This is a genomic window from Microbulbifer maximicatervae (SeqCode) (genome assembly GCF_052467385.1).
Map to the genome: position 1 here is coordinate 2,046,947 of NZ_CP174311.1, position 14,457 is coordinate 2,061,403.

Below are 14,457 nucleotides of genomic sequence, written 5' to 3' on the forward strand. Positions count from 1 at the left end.
TCTGGTGGATTTTCCGCTGGGTCGAATAGTGGTTTGTGACCGGGCGATACTGCAATGCCTGATTTGTTTTGACAAGGCTAAGGTGAGTCCATAGAATTGCGCGCTTATGTCGATAGCCCCCTCTAAATCAGTATTGCCAAAGAGCATTGATGCTCGGAAATTGGTACAGCGAGAGCAGTTGCTCGATGGTGTTTTGCCGTTGGAGTCCCTGCCTCGGGTTGGTAGCGCAGTTGAGTCTGTCTACGGAGAGATTTCTGCTGAATTGCAGTTTGAGCGAGACTTGCAAGGTCACCAAACGGTGAGTGGCAAGGTTCAACTTGCAGTTGACCTTTTGTGTCAGCGCTGTTTGTCACCGGTCCATGAGCAGATCGAGGCACAGTTTAGCTGGGGTATCGTATGGACTGAGGAGCAGGGTAAGGCCCTGCCCAAAGATCTGGACCCGGTGATCCAGGACGGCGATGAGCTGGACTTGCACCAGATCCTTGAAGATGAAATTTTGCTCAATTTGCCAATGGTGGCTTATCACCAGGAAGAATGTGTCTCCAAGGAGAGCTTTCATTTTGGTGGCGGGGTTGCCGAGGCGGATGAGCAACAGGCAAACCCCTTTAAAGTGCTGGAGCAGTTGAAGGGTTCGTCGGGTAAATCCTAGGTTTCCCGATGAGTTTGGGCTCGCCGGTAGGCGCCCCGGTTCCAGCGAAATTTGTTTATTTTAGGAGCTAGCAATGGCTGTTCAACAAAACAAGAAGACTCGTTCCCGTCGCGGTATGCGCCGTTCCCACGATGCGCTGGGCGCAGGTGCTACCCTTTCCGTCGATCCGACTACCGGTGAAAAGCACCGTCGTCACCACGTGACCAAAGACGGTTTCTACCGTGGTCGCAAAGTGATCGAAGTTAGCGGCGGCTCTGAAGAAGAGTAAGCTTTGTCCAGCCAATTGCGATTGGCCGTGGATGCAATGGGCGGGGACTTAGGTCCCCGCTCTGTCGTTCCGGCATGTATTAGATTTCTTCAAAACTTCCCTGAAGCGCAGCTAAAGCTATTTGGTCCGCGCGCAGAGCTTCAAGCTCTGGTTCATCAAGAGCTGCAGCGCCATCGCCGCCGCGTTACCCGCCGTCTCGAAATTATCCATTGCGAGCAAGTCATCACTCAAGAGTGCAATCCGTTGCAGGCTGTTCGCCATAAGCGCGATTCAACCATGGCGATGGCCTTGAAGAGTGTTGCATCGGGAGATGTGCAAGCTGCAGTTACCTCCGGCAATACCGGTGCCTTGTTGGCGTTGAGTCGCAGTATTCTCGGTAATATCCAAGGTGTTAGGAAGCCGGCGCTCGGTAAGTCTGTACCTTCGGGTATGGGTTCCTGCTATCTTTTGGACCTTGGTGCCAATGTGGATTGCAGTGCTGAGGATTTGCTTCAGTTCGCCCGTATGGGGATTGAGGCTCAGCGGATTCATACTGCCCGAAAGAGTGTGAAGGATATAAAGGTGGCACTGCTCAATATTGGGGCGGAAGCACATAAGGGTAGCGCCGAAATACGCCGTGCAGCGGAGCTGCTCGATGCGGACCCCGGGGTCAATTATGTAGGCTTTGTTGAGGGGCATGATATTTTTACCGGCTCGGTAGATGTGGTTGTTTGCGACGGCCTGATGGGTAATGTCGCGATGAAATCTGCCGAGGGTGTGATTCGACTAATGGGTCAAAAAGCGTTCACAATCGAGAAAAGAGGGTGTTTCAAGCGTTTTTTTGGCCAATTGGCCATAAAGCTGTTGCGAAAATGGCGTACACAGGTGGAACCTGCTCGCTATAATGGCGCCAGCTTTGTAGGGGTAAAGGGCAACGTGATCAAGAGTCACGGCGGTGCCAGCAGCGAAGCTTTTTATCGGGCGATGGTTACGGCGAAGGAGTGTGCCGATGCTGACCTGGCAGCCAGGGTCGATGCCGCTATGGCACAATCCGGCGAAAGACGCTCCATGGATGAAGGGTAAAAAAGCAGTTTTCCCTTACTGAAATCAGCCACATTTAGGTTAAGGATATCTTATGACCAATGCCGCACTCGCATTTGTCTTTCCGGGGCAGGGTTCCCAGAAAATAGGTATGCTCTCTGAGATTGCCCAAGAGGCGCCTGAAATTCAGGCCACTTTTGCCGAAGCATCCAATGTGCTCGGCTATGACCTCTGGGACCTGTGCCAGAATGGCGAGCAGGAAGCCATTAATCTCACCCAGCGTACCCAGCCTCTCTTACTGACTTCCAGTGTTGCCCTTTATCGCATGTGGCGCTCTCGCGGCGGTGCCCAGCCTGCATTCATGGCCGGTCACAGTTTGGGCGAGTGGTCAGCACTGGTGTGCTCTGGCGTTCTGGCATTTAAGGATGCGGTTCATTTGGTTCGCGAGCGCGGCCGCTTGATGCAAGAGGCGGTTCCCGTAGGGGAGGGCGCTATGGCTGCCATCATCGGTCTTGATGATGCAGTTGTCGAAGAAGCTTGTGCTGCTTCTGCTGAGGGTGAAATAGTCGCTGCGGTGAATTACAACTCTCCCGGCCAGATTGTTATTGCGGGAAGTGGCGCGGCGGTGCAGCGCGCCATCGAAGCCTGTAAAGCTGCCGGTGCAAAGAAGGCTATGCCTCTTCCGGTCAGTGCCCCATTCCACACTGAGCTGATGCGTCCCGCGGCGGAAAAGCTGACCCCTCAAATAGAGACAACAGAATTTAACGCGCCAGAAATACCCATCGTGCACAATGTCCACGCTGAGCTTGAAGCGGATCCGGAAAAAATTAAGACCCTGATGATCGAGCAGATTTATCGCCCGGTTCGCTGGACTGCCTGCGCACAAAAAATTATTGGTTCCGGAGTGGAGCAAATGGTTGAGTGTGGTCCGGGTAAGGTTTTGTCTGGCCTGATTAAACGTGTCGATCGAAGTGTTTCCTGTCACGCAATCGATAGCCCCAGTAACTTTAATGAAGCTCTGCGAGCTACAGCGGTATAAATCGCTCAAAAAGTAGTCCAGTAGTCGAATAAGGATAAGTGAGAATGACCTTACAGATGTCCCTTGAGGGTAAAGTTGCCTTGGTGACAGGTGCAAGTCGCGGTATTGGTGCGGCAATTGCAGATATGCTCGGTGGAATGGGTGCCACAGTTATTGGTACTGCCACCAGCGAATCCGGCGCTGAAAAAATAAGCGCCCGCTTCGCAGAAGCCGGTATCGCAGGTGCCGGTAAAGTTCTGGATGTGGGCAATGCGGAAAGTATTTCCGGGCTTCATGCAGCAATAAAAAATGAGTTTGGTGCTCCTGCGATATTGGTTAATAATGCTGGCATCACCAAGGACAACTTGTTGATGCGCATGAAGGATGACGAGTGGGATTCAGTCGTCAATACGAATTTGACCGCGGTCTATCGCATGAGTAAGGCTTGCTTGCGCGATATGACCAAGGCGCGATGGGGGCGGATTATTAATATCAGCTCCGTCGTAGGTAGTATGGGTAATGCCGGTCAGAGCAATTATGCGGCGACCAAAGCTGGTGTGGGAGGGTTTGCCCGCTCCCTGGCTTCAGAGGTGGGCTCCCGAGGAATCACGGTTAATACCGTAGCCCCCGGCTTTATTGATACTGATATGACAAAAGTCTTGCCTGAAGCGCAACGCGAGTTGCTTCTGGGTAAGATTCCTCTCGCGAGGCTCGGGAAGCCGGAAGAAATTGCTTCGGTGGTTTCCTTCCTGGCGAGTGATGCGGGAGGCTATGTCACCGGCGAGACAATTCATGTCAATGGCGGTATGTACATGGCGTAGTTTGTGTTTCAAAATGTCTCTTTAACTTATTGATTTTAGAGATATTTATGTTTTTGCTGATGGTGTTGAGGGGCCGCACATTACATCCCGAAAAACTTGGGGTACAATGGCCTCTGAATTATCCAAAAGCTGTGTGAGCCGGTCGTTATCACCAACAACATTGGATACGGTGAAAAACAATAGCGACTAAAACAGATTTTTACCCACTAGGAGTTAAATTGAATCATGAGCAGCATTGAAGAGCGCGTTAAAAAGATCGTTGCTGAACAACTGGGCGTTAAGGAAGAAGACGTTAAGCCTGAAGCCTCTTTTGTTGAAGATCTGGGCGCTGACTCACTCGACACAGTTGAGCTGGTTATGGCTTTGGAAGAGGAATTCGAAACTGAAATTCCCGATGAAGAAGCTGAAAAAATCACTACTGTTCAGCTGGCAATGGATTACATCAAGGATAACCTTGGTTAATTCCTGCTGGGTAGTTTAGGCACGGGCAGCTCAATATGCTGTACCTAGCCGAGCGATTCTGAAAGCCGTTCTATGTTTCATAGCGCGGCTTTCTTGTTATTGGTACTACGGAATTGTGACTGCTGACCGGATGTTGTTCTTTTAACTACATTGGTGAAGGACGGTAGCAGAAAATTTCAGGGGGGAGCGCAGTGTCGCAAAGAAGAGTTGTTGTAACCGGAATGGGAGTCGTTAGCCCGTTAGGTAACACCCTAGAGGATACTTGGTCTGGGGTACTACAGGGAGCTAATGGTGCTGCTCCGATTGAGACATTTGATGTCTCGGCTTTTTCAACCCGCTTCGCCGCTACTGTAAAGGATTTTGATCCCACGCCATACATGCCCGCAAAAGAAGCGCGCAAGATGGATACTTTCTTGCAGTACGGACTGGTTGCCGGTATTCAGGCTATGCAAGATAGCGGCCTGGAGGTAACCGAAGAGCTGGGTCCGCGCGTGGGTACCTGTATTGGCTCTGGTATGGGCGGTATCCTGGCTATCGAAGATAATTCATTGCTGATTGCCGAAAAAGGCCCTCGCCGTGTATCACCTTTCTTTGTACCTGGCGCCATCATTAATATGGTTGCGGGTAACCTCTCGATTAAATATGGCCTCAAAGGCCCCAATCTGGCAGTGACAACAGCCTGTACCACAGGAACCCATGCGATTGGTCTCGGAGTTCGTGCGATTCAGCACGGTGATGCTGATGTGATGGTATGTGGTGGTGCAGAAATGGTTACCACCCCGGTAGGGCTCGGCGGTTTCTGTGCGGCAAGGGCGCTGTCCACCCGCAATGATGATCCGCAATCAGCAAGCCGCCCCTGGGATAAAGACCGTGATGGTTTTGTACTGGGCGAAGGGTCTGCGGTACTCGTTTTGGAAGAGTACGAAAATGCAATCGCTCGCGGAGCCAAGATTTATGCAGAAGTAGCTGGTTTTGGTATGAGCGGTGATGCCCACCACATGACCTCTCCTCCGGAAGATGGCGCTGGCGCTGCTCTCTCAATGGAAAATGCCTTGAGAGATTCCGGTATGAGCCCAAGTGATATCCAGTATATCAATGCTCATGGTACTTCTACTCTGCTGGGAGACACAGCTGAGATCCTGGCGGTTAAAAAAGTATTCGCGGGGGTGACGGACTCCCTCGCTGTGAGTTCTACCAAGTCGATGACCGGTCACCTGCTGGGGGCTGCCGGCGCTATTGAAGCCGTTTTCTCGGTATTGTCATTGCGCGACCAGGTTGCGCCCCCAACTATCAATCTCTTCTCCCCGGATGAGGCCTGTGCCGGTATTAACCTGGTGCCCCAAGAGGCCCAGCCGATGGCAATCAATGCAGTCCTATCCAATTCCTTTGGTTTCGGTGGCACCAATGGGTCACTGATATTCAAGCGAGTCTGATTCCCGTGCCCACCGCGAGGTGGGCGCACCTGCCTTGGGAGCTCCATGTACCAGTTACCTCAAATGTACTTTCGGGGGCTGGCCGTTGATCAGTTGCCAGATGATGCTGATTACTCGGGTGGAATCCTCGAAACAATGCGCTGTCACAACAAAGGTCTACCGCTTTGGTCTTTCCACCGCGCTCGCCTGGAGCGTTCGGGAGTGTTGGATGAGGCCTGTCTGGGAGAAATTGAGCAGTCGACGTTAAAATTGACAGCCGGCTGTCGCTGGCCTGAGGCGATTGCGCGCCTGCGTGTTGGCAGTGTGCTCGGGCAGCAATGTTGGGATTTGGTGCTGCGGCCGCTGATTGAAACCGCTGAGGGGCAGGTGGGCACTAGCCTTTTCCCTTGTTCGGCGAGCTTGCCGATCGGTAGTAATTCGAACCAGGGCTGCAAAACTTTACTCCGTAACCGATATAATGCGGCAAAAGCAGAGCTGCCGGTGGGTCAATTTCTCGATGGATTGATGCTGGATTCGGCGGGAAGGGTCATCGAAACCCTGCGCTGTAATATCCTGGCCCGATTTGGTGGGAAGTGGATGACTCCATCCCTGCACCGGTGTGGTGTTCATGGTGTGATGCGGCAGTGGCTCTCGAGCCATATCCACTGGCAAGAGGAAGACATGGAGCTTTCCGAGCTCTGTGAGGCCGATGAGTTGGCTCTCTGCAACAGTGTTCGAGGTGTATTACCGGTAGTAGAGGTAATCGGTTACAAAAACTGGCCTGTGGGTGCCGAGACCCGCAAGCTACAGAAGCTGATATTGGATAAATTGTGGTGAAGAAAAAGCAAGCGAGTTTCGCTTGGAGAGTGTTGAAGCTGTTATTTGGTGGGCTGGTATTAGCCTGCTTGGTTGCAGTTGCCTCTCTATATGTGGCAAAGGAAGCCTTGGAATCCCCCCTGCCGATTGCACAAGATGGGCTTACGCTTCAGGTGGAAAAGGGCGGAAGTTTGTCCCGGACGCTGCGAAGCCTGCAGGGCGAAGGGATAATCCAGTGGCCGCAAATACTTCTCGCCTATGCCTATTGGGAGGGCACAACAGAAATCCATTCCGGCGAGTATTTAGTTCCCTTTGGCAGTAACGCGCGGGACTTGATTGCGCGCCTGAATCGCGGTGAAGTTACCCGCTATCGCATTACGCTATTAGAGGGCTGGACCTTTCGCCAGGCCCTGCGACAAATCCGCTCCGGTGAAAGAATCGTTCAGTCCGAAGAGGGGAGCAATGTCAGTGCCGCTGCCCGGGCTTTGGGTTTAAAGGAAGATGAGGTCGAGGGTTGGATTTTCCCGGATACTTATGTCTACCTGTCCGGTACCACAGATATTGAGCTGCTGCGTCAGGCCTATGATCGGATGCAGAAGGTACTGGATGAGGAGTGGCAGTCAAAAGGGGATGATCTGCCCTATAAGTCGCCCTATGAAGCCTTAATCATGGCTTCAATTATCGAGAAAGAGACAGGGCAGCCATCTGAGCGCAGTGAAATAGCCGGTGTTTTTGTACGCAGGCTGAATAAAGGTATGCGCTTGCAGACCGACCCCACCGTAATTTATGGCTTGGGTGAGGACTTTGACGGAAACCTGACTCGTACACACCTGCGCCAGGCAACACCTTATAATACTTATGTTATTAATGGCCTTCCCCCTACGCCGATTGCCCTGCCTGGGCGAGCGGCAATTCGGGCCGCTTTAAATCCAAAGCCCGGCAAGAGCTTGTATTTTGTTGGCAAAGGGGATGGATCTCATCATTTCTCAGCGACTCTGACAGAGCACAACCGTGCGGTGCGGGAGTATCAGCTGAAAAGGCGCGCGGATTACCGCTCGAGTCCGGCAAAAGGAAAGAATTAGTGTCGCACGGCAAGTTCATCACCCTCGAGGGTGTAGAGGGGGTGGGGAAATCTACCAATTTACTCTTCATCACCGAGTGGCTCAAAAAGCACAATATTAACTTTATCCAAACCCGGGAGCCGGGAGGCACCCCATTGGCAGAACAGCTGCGCGAGCTGTTATTGGCCAAGCGGGATGAATCTGTTGATCCCACGGCGGAATTATTGATGGTGTTTGCCGCCCGCGCGCAACATCTGTCTCAGGTTATACTGCCCGCCTTAAAACGTGGGGATTGGGTGATCTGTGATCGCTTCACCGATGCTACCTATGCCTACCAAGGCGGTGGTCGCAGACTGGATCGACAGTTGATCGAGCAGTTGGAGCAGACAGTTCAAGGGGATTTGCGCCCAGATAAAGTGCTTTTATTGGATCTCGACCCAGAAGTGGGGCTACAGCGAGCTGCACGGACTGGGGAAGCGGATCGGTTTGAGAGTGAGCACCTGGAGTTTTTTCAGCGGGTGCGTGCGGCTTATCGCGATCGAGCTGAAGCTGCGCCTGCCCGTTACGCGGTTGTGGATGCCGGCCAATCTCTGGAACAGGTGCAGATGGATCTAGCCAAGCAATTGGAGCTGTTGCTTTAAGCTATCTTGCCCCAGAATCTATTTTTAAATGATAAGAATTGTGGCTGATGTCTGTGCCTGAAACTTTTGAGTATAAATCGATACCGGTACCTCTTCCCTGGCACTCCGAGCAATGGCAGCGGTTGGGGTTGCAGTTGCAGGCGGGCCGCTGCCCGCACGCTTTGCTGCTGACTGGCCCGGAGGGGTTGGGAAAGCGACAATTCGCGGCTGCTTTTACCGCGTTGGCCCTATGTGAACAACCGAGGGCAGGTCAGGCCTGTGGAAAGTGTAAGGATTGTCGGTTGTGGATGGCTGGCTCGCATCCTGATTTCCTACAAGTTGAACCTGAAAAGCCCGGTGGCCCGCTGAAAGTGGAACAGATCCGTCAGCTGGGCAACTTTGTTTCCCGCACCAGTGGGCGGGGCGGGGCGCGTCTGGTTTGTTTGTCGCCGGCGGAGGCGATGAATGTCAACGCAGCCAATGCCCTGTTGAAAAACCTGGAAGAGCCGGCACCCTCCGTTATCTTTGTGTTGATCACCGATGCTCCCACAGGCCTTTTGCCAACCATTCGAAGTCGCTGTCAATCTATAGCTTTTCCGCCCCCAACTGGAGAGGTGGCGCTACAGTGGCTATACAGCAATGAGCTGGAAGAGCCGCTGGCACAGCGTGTCTTAACTCTGGCAGGCGGGGCACCATTATTGGCGGCGGAGCTGGCCGAGCCCAAGTCGAGAGAAGTACGCGAGCAGTTTTTTAAAGATTTGGTTGCTGTAGCTCAGGGTACGGCAAGTTCAGTCTCTACTGCGGGCCGTTGGGAAACACCGGCCGAGGGTGTTGAATTGGTTCAACTACTGCTTTTCTGGCAGCACTGGTTAACCCAGATGGTGCAGATTCGCAGTTGTGATCTCAGTGGAGATGCCCAGCTAATGGTTCTTTTGCAGAGGTTGCCGGGGTCGAGTGAGCAAAGCTTGCAGCCAGTATTTGCGTTCTACGATCATTTGCTTCAGGCGCGGAAAGGGTTACTGGGCACAGCTAACCCCAATCGTCGTTTGCTGCTGGAAGAATTATTTATTCGTTGGGCGAAGCTTTTTGCTTAGGCGTCTTGCACAAGTCGGGTAGGGTAATTGACGTTGCCTGGACACAGGCAGCGGGCTTAGATAAGTTAGCGCATCATTTAGAAATATAAACATTGAGGTTGTCCATGAAAGCCATGGGAGGCGGTGCCCGCAACGGCATCCTGTCACTGAAAATCCAGGATAAATCTGTGCTCTATGCGGCCTATATGCCCTTCGTAAAGAATGGTGGCTTGTTTATCAGTACGGATAAATCGTACAACCTTGGCGATGAGGTTTTTCTGCTTCTGAGCTTAATGGATGAGCCGGAAAAGATTCCGGTTGCCGGTAAAGTGATCTGGATTACCCCCAATGGTGCTCAAGGCAACCGCACTCCCGGAATCGGAGTTCAATTTGGCGATAAGGACAATATCGCGCAAAACAAGATTGAAACCCACTTGGCGGGAACCTTAGAATCCAGCCGCCCAACCCATACGTTGTAACTCTCTAATGCTTGTTGATTCTCACTGTCACCTGGACAGACTTAAGCTCGATAAATTTGATGGCGATGTGGATGCTGTATTGGACCTGGCCCGCAGTCGCGGTGTTGGCAAGTTCCTCTGTGTCGGTATCAGTTTGGAAAATGCCGATGCGGTTGTTGAAATCGCATCCCGCCATGAGGACGTAGTCTGTTCCGTTGGGGTGCACCCGCTGGATGTCGACTCTGGCATGGCGGATGTTGAGCGACTGGTAGAAATGGCTAACCAGCCCAATGTTGTTGCATTGGGGGAGACAGGCCTGGATTACTACTACAGCACTGACACCCAGGAAATCCAGCAGCAGAGCTTTATTGCACACCTGAAAGCGGCAGGGCAGGCAGAGCTTCCGGTTATTGTGCATACGAGAGATGCGCGGGAAGATACTATCGCTCTCATTAAAGAGCACGGTAATACCAATACTGCAGGTGTTCTGCACTGTTTTACCGAGAGCTGGGATATGGCCAAGGCTGCCCTGGATCTCAATTATTATATTTCTTTGTCCGGCATCGTGACCTTTAAAAATGCCGAAGAGTTGCGGGATGTCGCCCGCAGGCTGCCTTTGGATCGGTTGCTCGTTGAGACTGACTCCCCTTATTTGGCTCCAGTGCCCTATCGGGGTAAGCCCAATATTCCGGCCTATGTGCGTGAAGTGGCAGAATTTATCGCTGATTTACGCGGTATTCCCTACGAAGAGCTGGCCGAAATCACCTCAGAAAACTTTTTCAGATTATTCCCCCGGGCAGTTTGATCCGGGTCTATTGGATGTTCCCCTATGATGAAGCAGCAGTTGCAAGTCATGCTGACTCTGCAAGACCAGATTAATACAGTAGTAAATGAAAACTGGCGTGAGCAAAACTTTGCCTGGTACCGCGCTATTTGGGTAGAAAGTGCAGAGTTGTTAGACCATTACGGTTGGAAGTGGTGGAAGAAGCAACTTCCAGAAATGGATCAGGTGAAGCTTGAATTGGTGGATATCTGGCATTTTGGTTTGAGCCTTGAATTGCAAAAAGGCTCTCCGCAGGAAGTGGCTGAGATCATGCTGAAGGAGTTTGCCGGTTCCGAGCGTACGGCGGGTGATTTCCGTGAAAACCTCGAGTCTTTCACCTTGAACACCCTGGCCACTAAACAGTTTGATGTTGCTGGCTTTGCTCAACTATTGGCCGATGCAGAAATGTCTTTTGCTGAGTTGTACCAGCGATATGTTGGTAAAAATGTACTCAACCGATTCCGTCAGGATAACGGCTACAAAGATGGCAGCTATGTAAAAAACTGGGCGGGCCGTGAAGACAATGAACACCTAGCGGAAATTGCCGGACTTTTGGATTCATCTGCTGCTGATTACAGTGACCAGGTTTACAAGGCACTGCAGGCGCGTTACCGGGAATTGGCGCTGACATAAACACTCGCAAAGAGTGTCCAATACAGTCTGAGAGGTTTTGTCATACAAATTGAGCCGCTATTTCGCTTGTGTAAGATGAAATTTACTCGCGAGGCCCTATAATGCGGCCGCTTACAAACGAGGGAGAACTATCGTGAAAGCACCTGTACGTGTTGCTGTTACCGGCGCTGCCGGTCAGATTAGCTATTCGTTGCTGTTCCGCATCGCCTCTGGCGAAATGCTGGGCAAAGATCAGCCGGTTATTCTGCAATTGCTGGAAATCACTCCGGCATTGGAAGCGCTGAAAGGCGTTGCTATGGAGCTTGAAGACTGCGCTTTCCCGCTGCTCGCGGGTATTGTTCAGTCCGATGATGCTACTGTTGCGTTCAAAGATGCAGATTACGCTTTGCTGGTAGGCGCGCGTCCCCGTGGACCGGGTATGGAGCGTAAGGACCTGCTGGAAGCTAACGCTGCTATCTTCTCTGCACAGGGTAAAGCCCTGAACGACGTTGCTTCTCGTAACGTAAAAGTACTGGTTGTTGGCAACCCGGCTAACACCAATGCCCTGATCGCTCAGCGCAATGCGCCAGACCTGGACCCGCGTAACTTCACCGCGATGACCCGTCTGGATCACAACCGCGCTCTGTCTCAGCTGGCAAATAAAACTGATTCCAGTGTTAACGACATCACCCATATGACCATTTGGGGCAACCACTCTTCCACTCAGTATCCAGACCTGCACCAAGTGAAGGTTTCCGGTGCTGCAGCCATGGATAAAGTGGAGCAGGAGTGGTACGAAAACGACTTCATCCCGACTGTTCAACAGCGTGGTGCAGCTATCATCAAGGCGCGCGGTGCTTCCTCTGCGGCTTCCGCTGCCAACGCTGCCATCGACCATATGCGCGATTGGGCTCTGGGCACCGCTGAAGGTGACTGGACCAGCATGGCTGTATTCAGCGATGGTTCTTACGGTATTCAGGAAGGCCTGATTTACTCTTTCCCTTGCACTTGCAAAGACGGCGACTGGGAAATTGTTCAAGGCGTTGACATCAACGACTTCTCCCGCGAGAAAATGTCTGCTACCGAGCAGGAGCTGGCGGAAGAGCGTGATGCAGTAGCACACCTGCTGCCGTAATAGGGAGTGACAGGTCCCAGGCCTTGGCCGCAGGCCTCTCCCAAAAACCCACACTGAGGTGTGGGTTTTTTTATGCCTGAATTTTGTAAACCCCGGCCCGGACCAGGAAACTTTCCCGGTCAGTATCTTCGTGTGAGCTGCCGCCATCGGCACTACACTGATTTTATATATCTGCCGGATGTCCCTGCTATGGTCACTGAAGTTGGCCGCAACACCGCCCGTTGCGCCTGTATCCTGCTGCAGCCTAACCAGTCCCTGTCCCTCTCCGGCAATCTATGGGTGTTTTTCTCCCTGGTTGGGGTATCCCTTGGAATCAGCCTCGCTTTTGCGATGGCGGGAGCCTGGATGATTCTTCCCTTTGCCGGGCTTGAAATGATCCTGCTGGGCATCCTGTTTACCTACGTGTACCTCGAAGGGACCCGCAGAGAAGTAATACGCATCAATGAGGAGTTGGTAATTCTGGATTGCTGTAAGGGGTTCAGGCAGCAAACGGTGTATCACCGGGAGTTCGCTCGCGATAAGTTGGCAGTACTCGTAAGGATGGGGAGCAGTGCTACCGAAATGGCTTCGGTAAACTTTAGTGGTCCTGAGGGGTGCCTTGAAGTCGGGGAGTTCCTCACCGAAGCTGAAAAGGCGGAGCTGGTGCAGAAGTTAGGTCGTTTTGGCATTTGTGCCAGGAAAGAGAAAGAGTTTCGTCTGCAGCAGTTCTGATTTCTCTATAGAACTGGCGTCTCGTTTGTTTCTTTTCGCTATAATCCCCGCTTTACTCTTAACTGTTCCACAGGGGATATCAGATGGCTTTTCCGAAGATCGGTAATTTGGCTCCGGCTTTTACGCTGACCAACCAAAGTGGCGAGAAAGTGTCACTTAAGGATTTTCGTGACAAAAGTAATGTCGTCCTCTACTTTTACCCGAAAGCACTTACCCCCGGTTGTACCACTCAGGCATGTGGGATTCGCGATAGTGCGGCTGAATTTAAAAAAGCCAATACTGTTGTGTTGGGGGTGAGCCCGGATCCAGAAGCAAAGTTGCAGCGCTTTATCGACAAGCACGAACTGAATTTTGATTTGCTGTCTGATGAAGAACACAAGATTGCTGATAAATATGGCTGCTGGGGCTTGAAGAAATTTATGGGCAAGGAGTACATGGGGCTTCTGCGAACAACTTTTATTATCGATAAGAGTGGGCGCCTTCGCCATATTATCGACAAAGTTAAAACCAAGACCCATGACACTGATGTTTTGAATTGGATTGGCGAGAACCTGGATTAATTGCCAGACTCTGAGGGGCGGGGCTGGACTGGACTGGTGCTTGGTCTGCTGTAGCCCCTACCTTTCGGACTCAAAGGCGACATGTGGGTACCGAAAGTAAGTATTTTTGGCCCTTGGTACACAATAAGATGAAAAAAAGCACTGTCGCCCCTTGCTTTCTTAATTCTTGGTCTATACTGGCAGTTGTAAAGGAAAGGTGCGCCGGCTAGAGAGAGTCTCTCTGCGGGAATTGCCGGAGCGGTTAGTTTAAAAATTGTACATCTCTGTGAAGGATTCGATGTCTGTTTTTTGGTGCATCCCGCATCACGTAGTCGTCCGCCGAAGTTGATGTTGTGTTGGTGTGGGCAGGGGCAACCGGGATTCGCTGGATGCGGACATAGAAAAATAACTGCGGCTCACGGAACTCAATAGGAGCAGCTCGATGAACCATACTCAGCCCGACCAGACTTCGCTCTCTGAAGACAAATCACTTCAGCAGGCCAGAATATCCGGAGACCCGAATATTCTCGACCAGCTGCTGGCCCCCCCCGAAGCAACCAGTTTTGGTATTGCCGCACGGGTAATAGATGTGCTGGAGCAGCGTATCGGTAAGGCCTCTCTCGCTATTCGCCCGGTAGCGTCCGACCTAAGTATGTCCACCCGGACTCTGCAACGCCGGTTGCAGGAACACAACCTCAGTTTTGCATCTTTACGTGACCATGTTCGTTTTCGTCACGCGGTGCATTTCCTCAAAGATACTGCGCTGAGCGTTGATGGAATCTCACGAATTCTCGATTTCTCTGATCGAACCAGTTTTACCAGCGCGTTCAAACGCTGGACCGGGATGTCTCCTACTGGCTACCGCCGGCAGGTCCGCCAGAGGTTCTGAGTGTGGATTGGTTTGGCCGGTCTCTACGGGATCGGCCCAATCCGTTGCCTCGGCGGGGCAAACCCGTTAG

Annotated in this window: 18 protein-coding genes; all 18 read left to right on the plus strand. The window is 52.1% G+C overall.

The genetic code is table 11. The features are described from left to right. The first annotated feature begins 106 nt into the window (after nucleotides 1–106). The 18 genes from ACJJIR_RS08780 to ACJJIR_RS08865 all read left to right on the plus strand — a co-directional run bounded on the left by ACJJIR_RS08780 (nucleotide 107) and on the right by ACJJIR_RS08865 (nucleotide 14,387). Nucleotides 107–649, plus strand: a complete 543-nt coding sequence (locus ACJJIR_RS08780) for a YceD family protein (RefSeq protein WP_444908059.1) — start codon at nucleotides 107–109, stop codon at nucleotides 647–649. 73 nt (nucleotides 650–722) lie between these two features. Further along, nucleotides 723–917, plus strand: a complete 195-nt coding sequence (gene rpmF, locus ACJJIR_RS08785) for a 50S ribosomal protein L32 (RefSeq protein ID WP_108733564.1) — start codon at nucleotides 723–725, stop codon at nucleotides 915–917. 3 nt (nucleotides 918–920) lie between these two features. Continuing rightward, nucleotides 921–1,979, plus strand: coding sequence for a phosphate acyltransferase PlsX (gene plsX, locus ACJJIR_RS08790; protein WP_282932473.1), 1,059 nt, complete (start codon nucleotides 921–923; stop codon nucleotides 1,977–1,979). 52 nt (nucleotides 1,980–2,031) lie between these two features. Beyond that, entirely contained in the window at nucleotides 2,032–2,976 is a 945-nt protein-coding gene (fabD, locus tag ACJJIR_RS08795) for an ACP S-malonyltransferase (RefSeq protein ID WP_444908060.1), read from the plus strand. Between the two features lie 56 nt (nucleotides 2,977–3,032). Continuing rightward, nucleotides 3,033–3,776 (plus strand): 3-oxoacyl-ACP reductase FabG, encoded by a 744-nt coding sequence (gene fabG / locus ACJJIR_RS08800; RefSeq protein WP_413665872.1) that lies wholly within the window; start codon nucleotides 3,033–3,035, stop codon nucleotides 3,774–3,776. A 225-nt stretch (nucleotides 3,777–4,001) separates the two neighbouring features. After that, nucleotides 4,002–4,238, plus strand: coding sequence for an acyl carrier protein (acpP, locus tag ACJJIR_RS08805; RefSeq protein ID WP_020415205.1), 237 nt, complete (start codon nucleotides 4,002–4,004; stop codon nucleotides 4,236–4,238). Nucleotides 4,239–4,429: 191 nt separating this feature from the next. Continuing rightward, complete coding sequence (gene fabF, locus ACJJIR_RS08810; RefSeq protein ID WP_413662282.1) at nucleotides 4,430–5,671, plus strand: beta-ketoacyl-ACP synthase II; 1,242 nt, start codon at nucleotides 4,430–4,432, stop codon at nucleotides 5,669–5,671. A gap of 45 nt (nucleotides 5,672–5,716) precedes the next feature. Next, nucleotides 5,717–6,487 (plus strand): aminotransferase class IV, encoded by a 771-nt coding sequence (locus ACJJIR_RS08815; RefSeq protein WP_444908061.1) that lies wholly within the window; start codon nucleotides 5,717–5,719, stop codon nucleotides 6,485–6,487. A gap of 29 nt (nucleotides 6,488–6,516) precedes the next feature. Then, a complete protein-coding gene (mltG, locus tag ACJJIR_RS08820; RefSeq protein ID WP_444908413.1) occupies nucleotides 6,517–7,548 on the plus strand; it encodes an endolytic transglycosylase MltG in 1,032 nt (343 codons plus the stop codon). Then, the gene (gene tmk / locus ACJJIR_RS08825; RefSeq protein WP_282932477.1) at nucleotides 7,548–8,168 is read left to right on the plus strand and encodes a dTMP kinase; all 621 of its coding nucleotides are present in this window, start codon (nucleotides 7,548–7,550) and stop codon (nucleotides 8,166–8,168) included. Before mltG ends, tmk begins: the two co-directional genes overlap by 1 nt. Before the next feature lie 47 nt (nucleotides 8,169–8,215). Further along, on the plus strand, nucleotides 8,216–9,241 hold the full coding sequence (locus ACJJIR_RS08830; protein WP_444908062.1) for a DNA polymerase III subunit delta': 1,026 nt from the start codon (nucleotides 8,216–8,218) through the stop codon (nucleotides 9,239–9,241). 104 nt (nucleotides 9,242–9,345) lie between these two features. Further along, nucleotides 9,346–9,699 carry a PilZ domain-containing protein gene (locus ACJJIR_RS08835; RefSeq protein ID WP_413662279.1) on the plus strand — a complete coding sequence of 118 codons (354 nt, stop codon included), beginning with the start codon at nucleotides 9,346–9,348 and terminating at the stop codon, nucleotides 9,697–9,699. 7 nt (nucleotides 9,700–9,706) lie between these two features. After that, on the plus strand, nucleotides 9,707–10,483 hold the full coding sequence (locus ACJJIR_RS08840) for a TatD family hydrolase (RefSeq protein WP_444908063.1): 777 nt from the start codon (nucleotides 9,707–9,709) through the stop codon (nucleotides 10,481–10,483). A 27-nt stretch (nucleotides 10,484–10,510) separates the two neighbouring features. After that, complete coding sequence (locus tag ACJJIR_RS08845; protein WP_444908414.1) at nucleotides 10,511–11,134, plus strand: dUTP diphosphatase; 624 nt, start codon at nucleotides 10,511–10,513, stop codon at nucleotides 11,132–11,134. A 133-nt stretch (nucleotides 11,135–11,267) separates the two neighbouring features. Next, a complete protein-coding gene (locus tag ACJJIR_RS08850; RefSeq protein ID WP_282932481.1) occupies nucleotides 11,268–12,248 on the plus strand; it encodes a malate dehydrogenase in 981 nt (326 codons plus the stop codon). A 72-nt stretch (nucleotides 12,249–12,320) separates the two neighbouring features. Beyond that, complete coding sequence (locus tag ACJJIR_RS08855) at nucleotides 12,321–12,959, plus strand: DUF2244 domain-containing protein (protein WP_413662277.1); 639 nt, start codon at nucleotides 12,321–12,323, stop codon at nucleotides 12,957–12,959. An 83-nt stretch (nucleotides 12,960–13,042) separates the two neighbouring features. Further along, nucleotides 13,043–13,519 (plus strand): thioredoxin-dependent thiol peroxidase, encoded by a 477-nt coding sequence (bcp, locus tag ACJJIR_RS08860; protein WP_282932483.1) that lies wholly within the window; start codon nucleotides 13,043–13,045, stop codon nucleotides 13,517–13,519. A gap of 421 nt (nucleotides 13,520–13,940) precedes the next feature. After that, nucleotides 13,941–14,387 (plus strand): helix-turn-helix domain-containing protein, encoded by a 447-nt coding sequence (locus ACJJIR_RS08865; protein ID WP_020415217.1) that lies wholly within the window; start codon nucleotides 13,941–13,943, stop codon nucleotides 14,385–14,387. Nucleotides 14,388–14,457 lie beyond the last annotated feature (70 nt).

Bases quoted from the DNA above. Each gene is read 5' to 3' on its own strand.
- ACJJIR_RS08780 (WP_444908059.1), top strand. From the start codon at position 107: ATGTCGATAGCCCCCTCTAAATCAGTATTGCCAAAGAGCATTGATGCT.
- rpmF (WP_108733564.1), top strand. From the start codon at position 723: ATGGCTGTTCAACAAAACAAGAAGACTCGTTCCCGTCGCGGTATGCGC.
- fabD (WP_444908060.1), top strand. From the start codon at position 2,032: ATGACCAATGCCGCACTCGCATTTGTCTTTCCGGGGCAGGGTTCCCAG.
- fabG (WP_413665872.1), top strand. From the start codon at position 3,033: ATGTCCCTTGAGGGTAAAGTTGCCTTGGTGACAGGTGCAAGTCGCGGT.
- acpP (WP_020415205.1), top strand. From the start codon at position 4,002: ATGAGCAGCATTGAAGAGCGCGTTAAAAAGATCGTTGCTGAACAACTG.
- ACJJIR_RS08815 (WP_444908061.1), top strand. From the start codon at position 5,717: ATGTACCAGTTACCTCAAATGTACTTTCGGGGGCTGGCCGTTGATCAG.
- ACJJIR_RS08830 (WP_444908062.1), top strand. From the start codon at position 8,216: ATGTCTGTGCCTGAAACTTTTGAGTATAAATCGATACCGGTACCTCTT.
- ACJJIR_RS08835 (WP_413662279.1), top strand. From the start codon at position 9,346: ATGAAAGCCATGGGAGGCGGTGCCCGCAACGGCATCCTGTCACTGAAA.
- ACJJIR_RS08840 (WP_444908063.1), top strand. From the start codon at position 9,707: ATGCTTGTTGATTCTCACTGTCACCTGGACAGACTTAAGCTCGATAAA.
- ACJJIR_RS08845 (WP_444908414.1), top strand. From the start codon at position 10,511: ATGAAGCAGCAGTTGCAAGTCATGCTGACTCTGCAAGACCAGATTAAT.
- ACJJIR_RS08855 (WP_413662277.1), top strand. From the start codon at position 12,321: ATGCCTGAATTTTGTAAACCCCGGCCCGGACCAGGAAACTTTCCCGGT.
- bcp (WP_282932483.1), top strand. From the start codon at position 13,043: ATGGCTTTTCCGAAGATCGGTAATTTGGCTCCGGCTTTTACGCTGACC.
- ACJJIR_RS08865 (WP_020415217.1), top strand. From the start codon at position 13,941: ATGAACCATACTCAGCCCGACCAGACTTCGCTCTCTGAAGACAAATCA.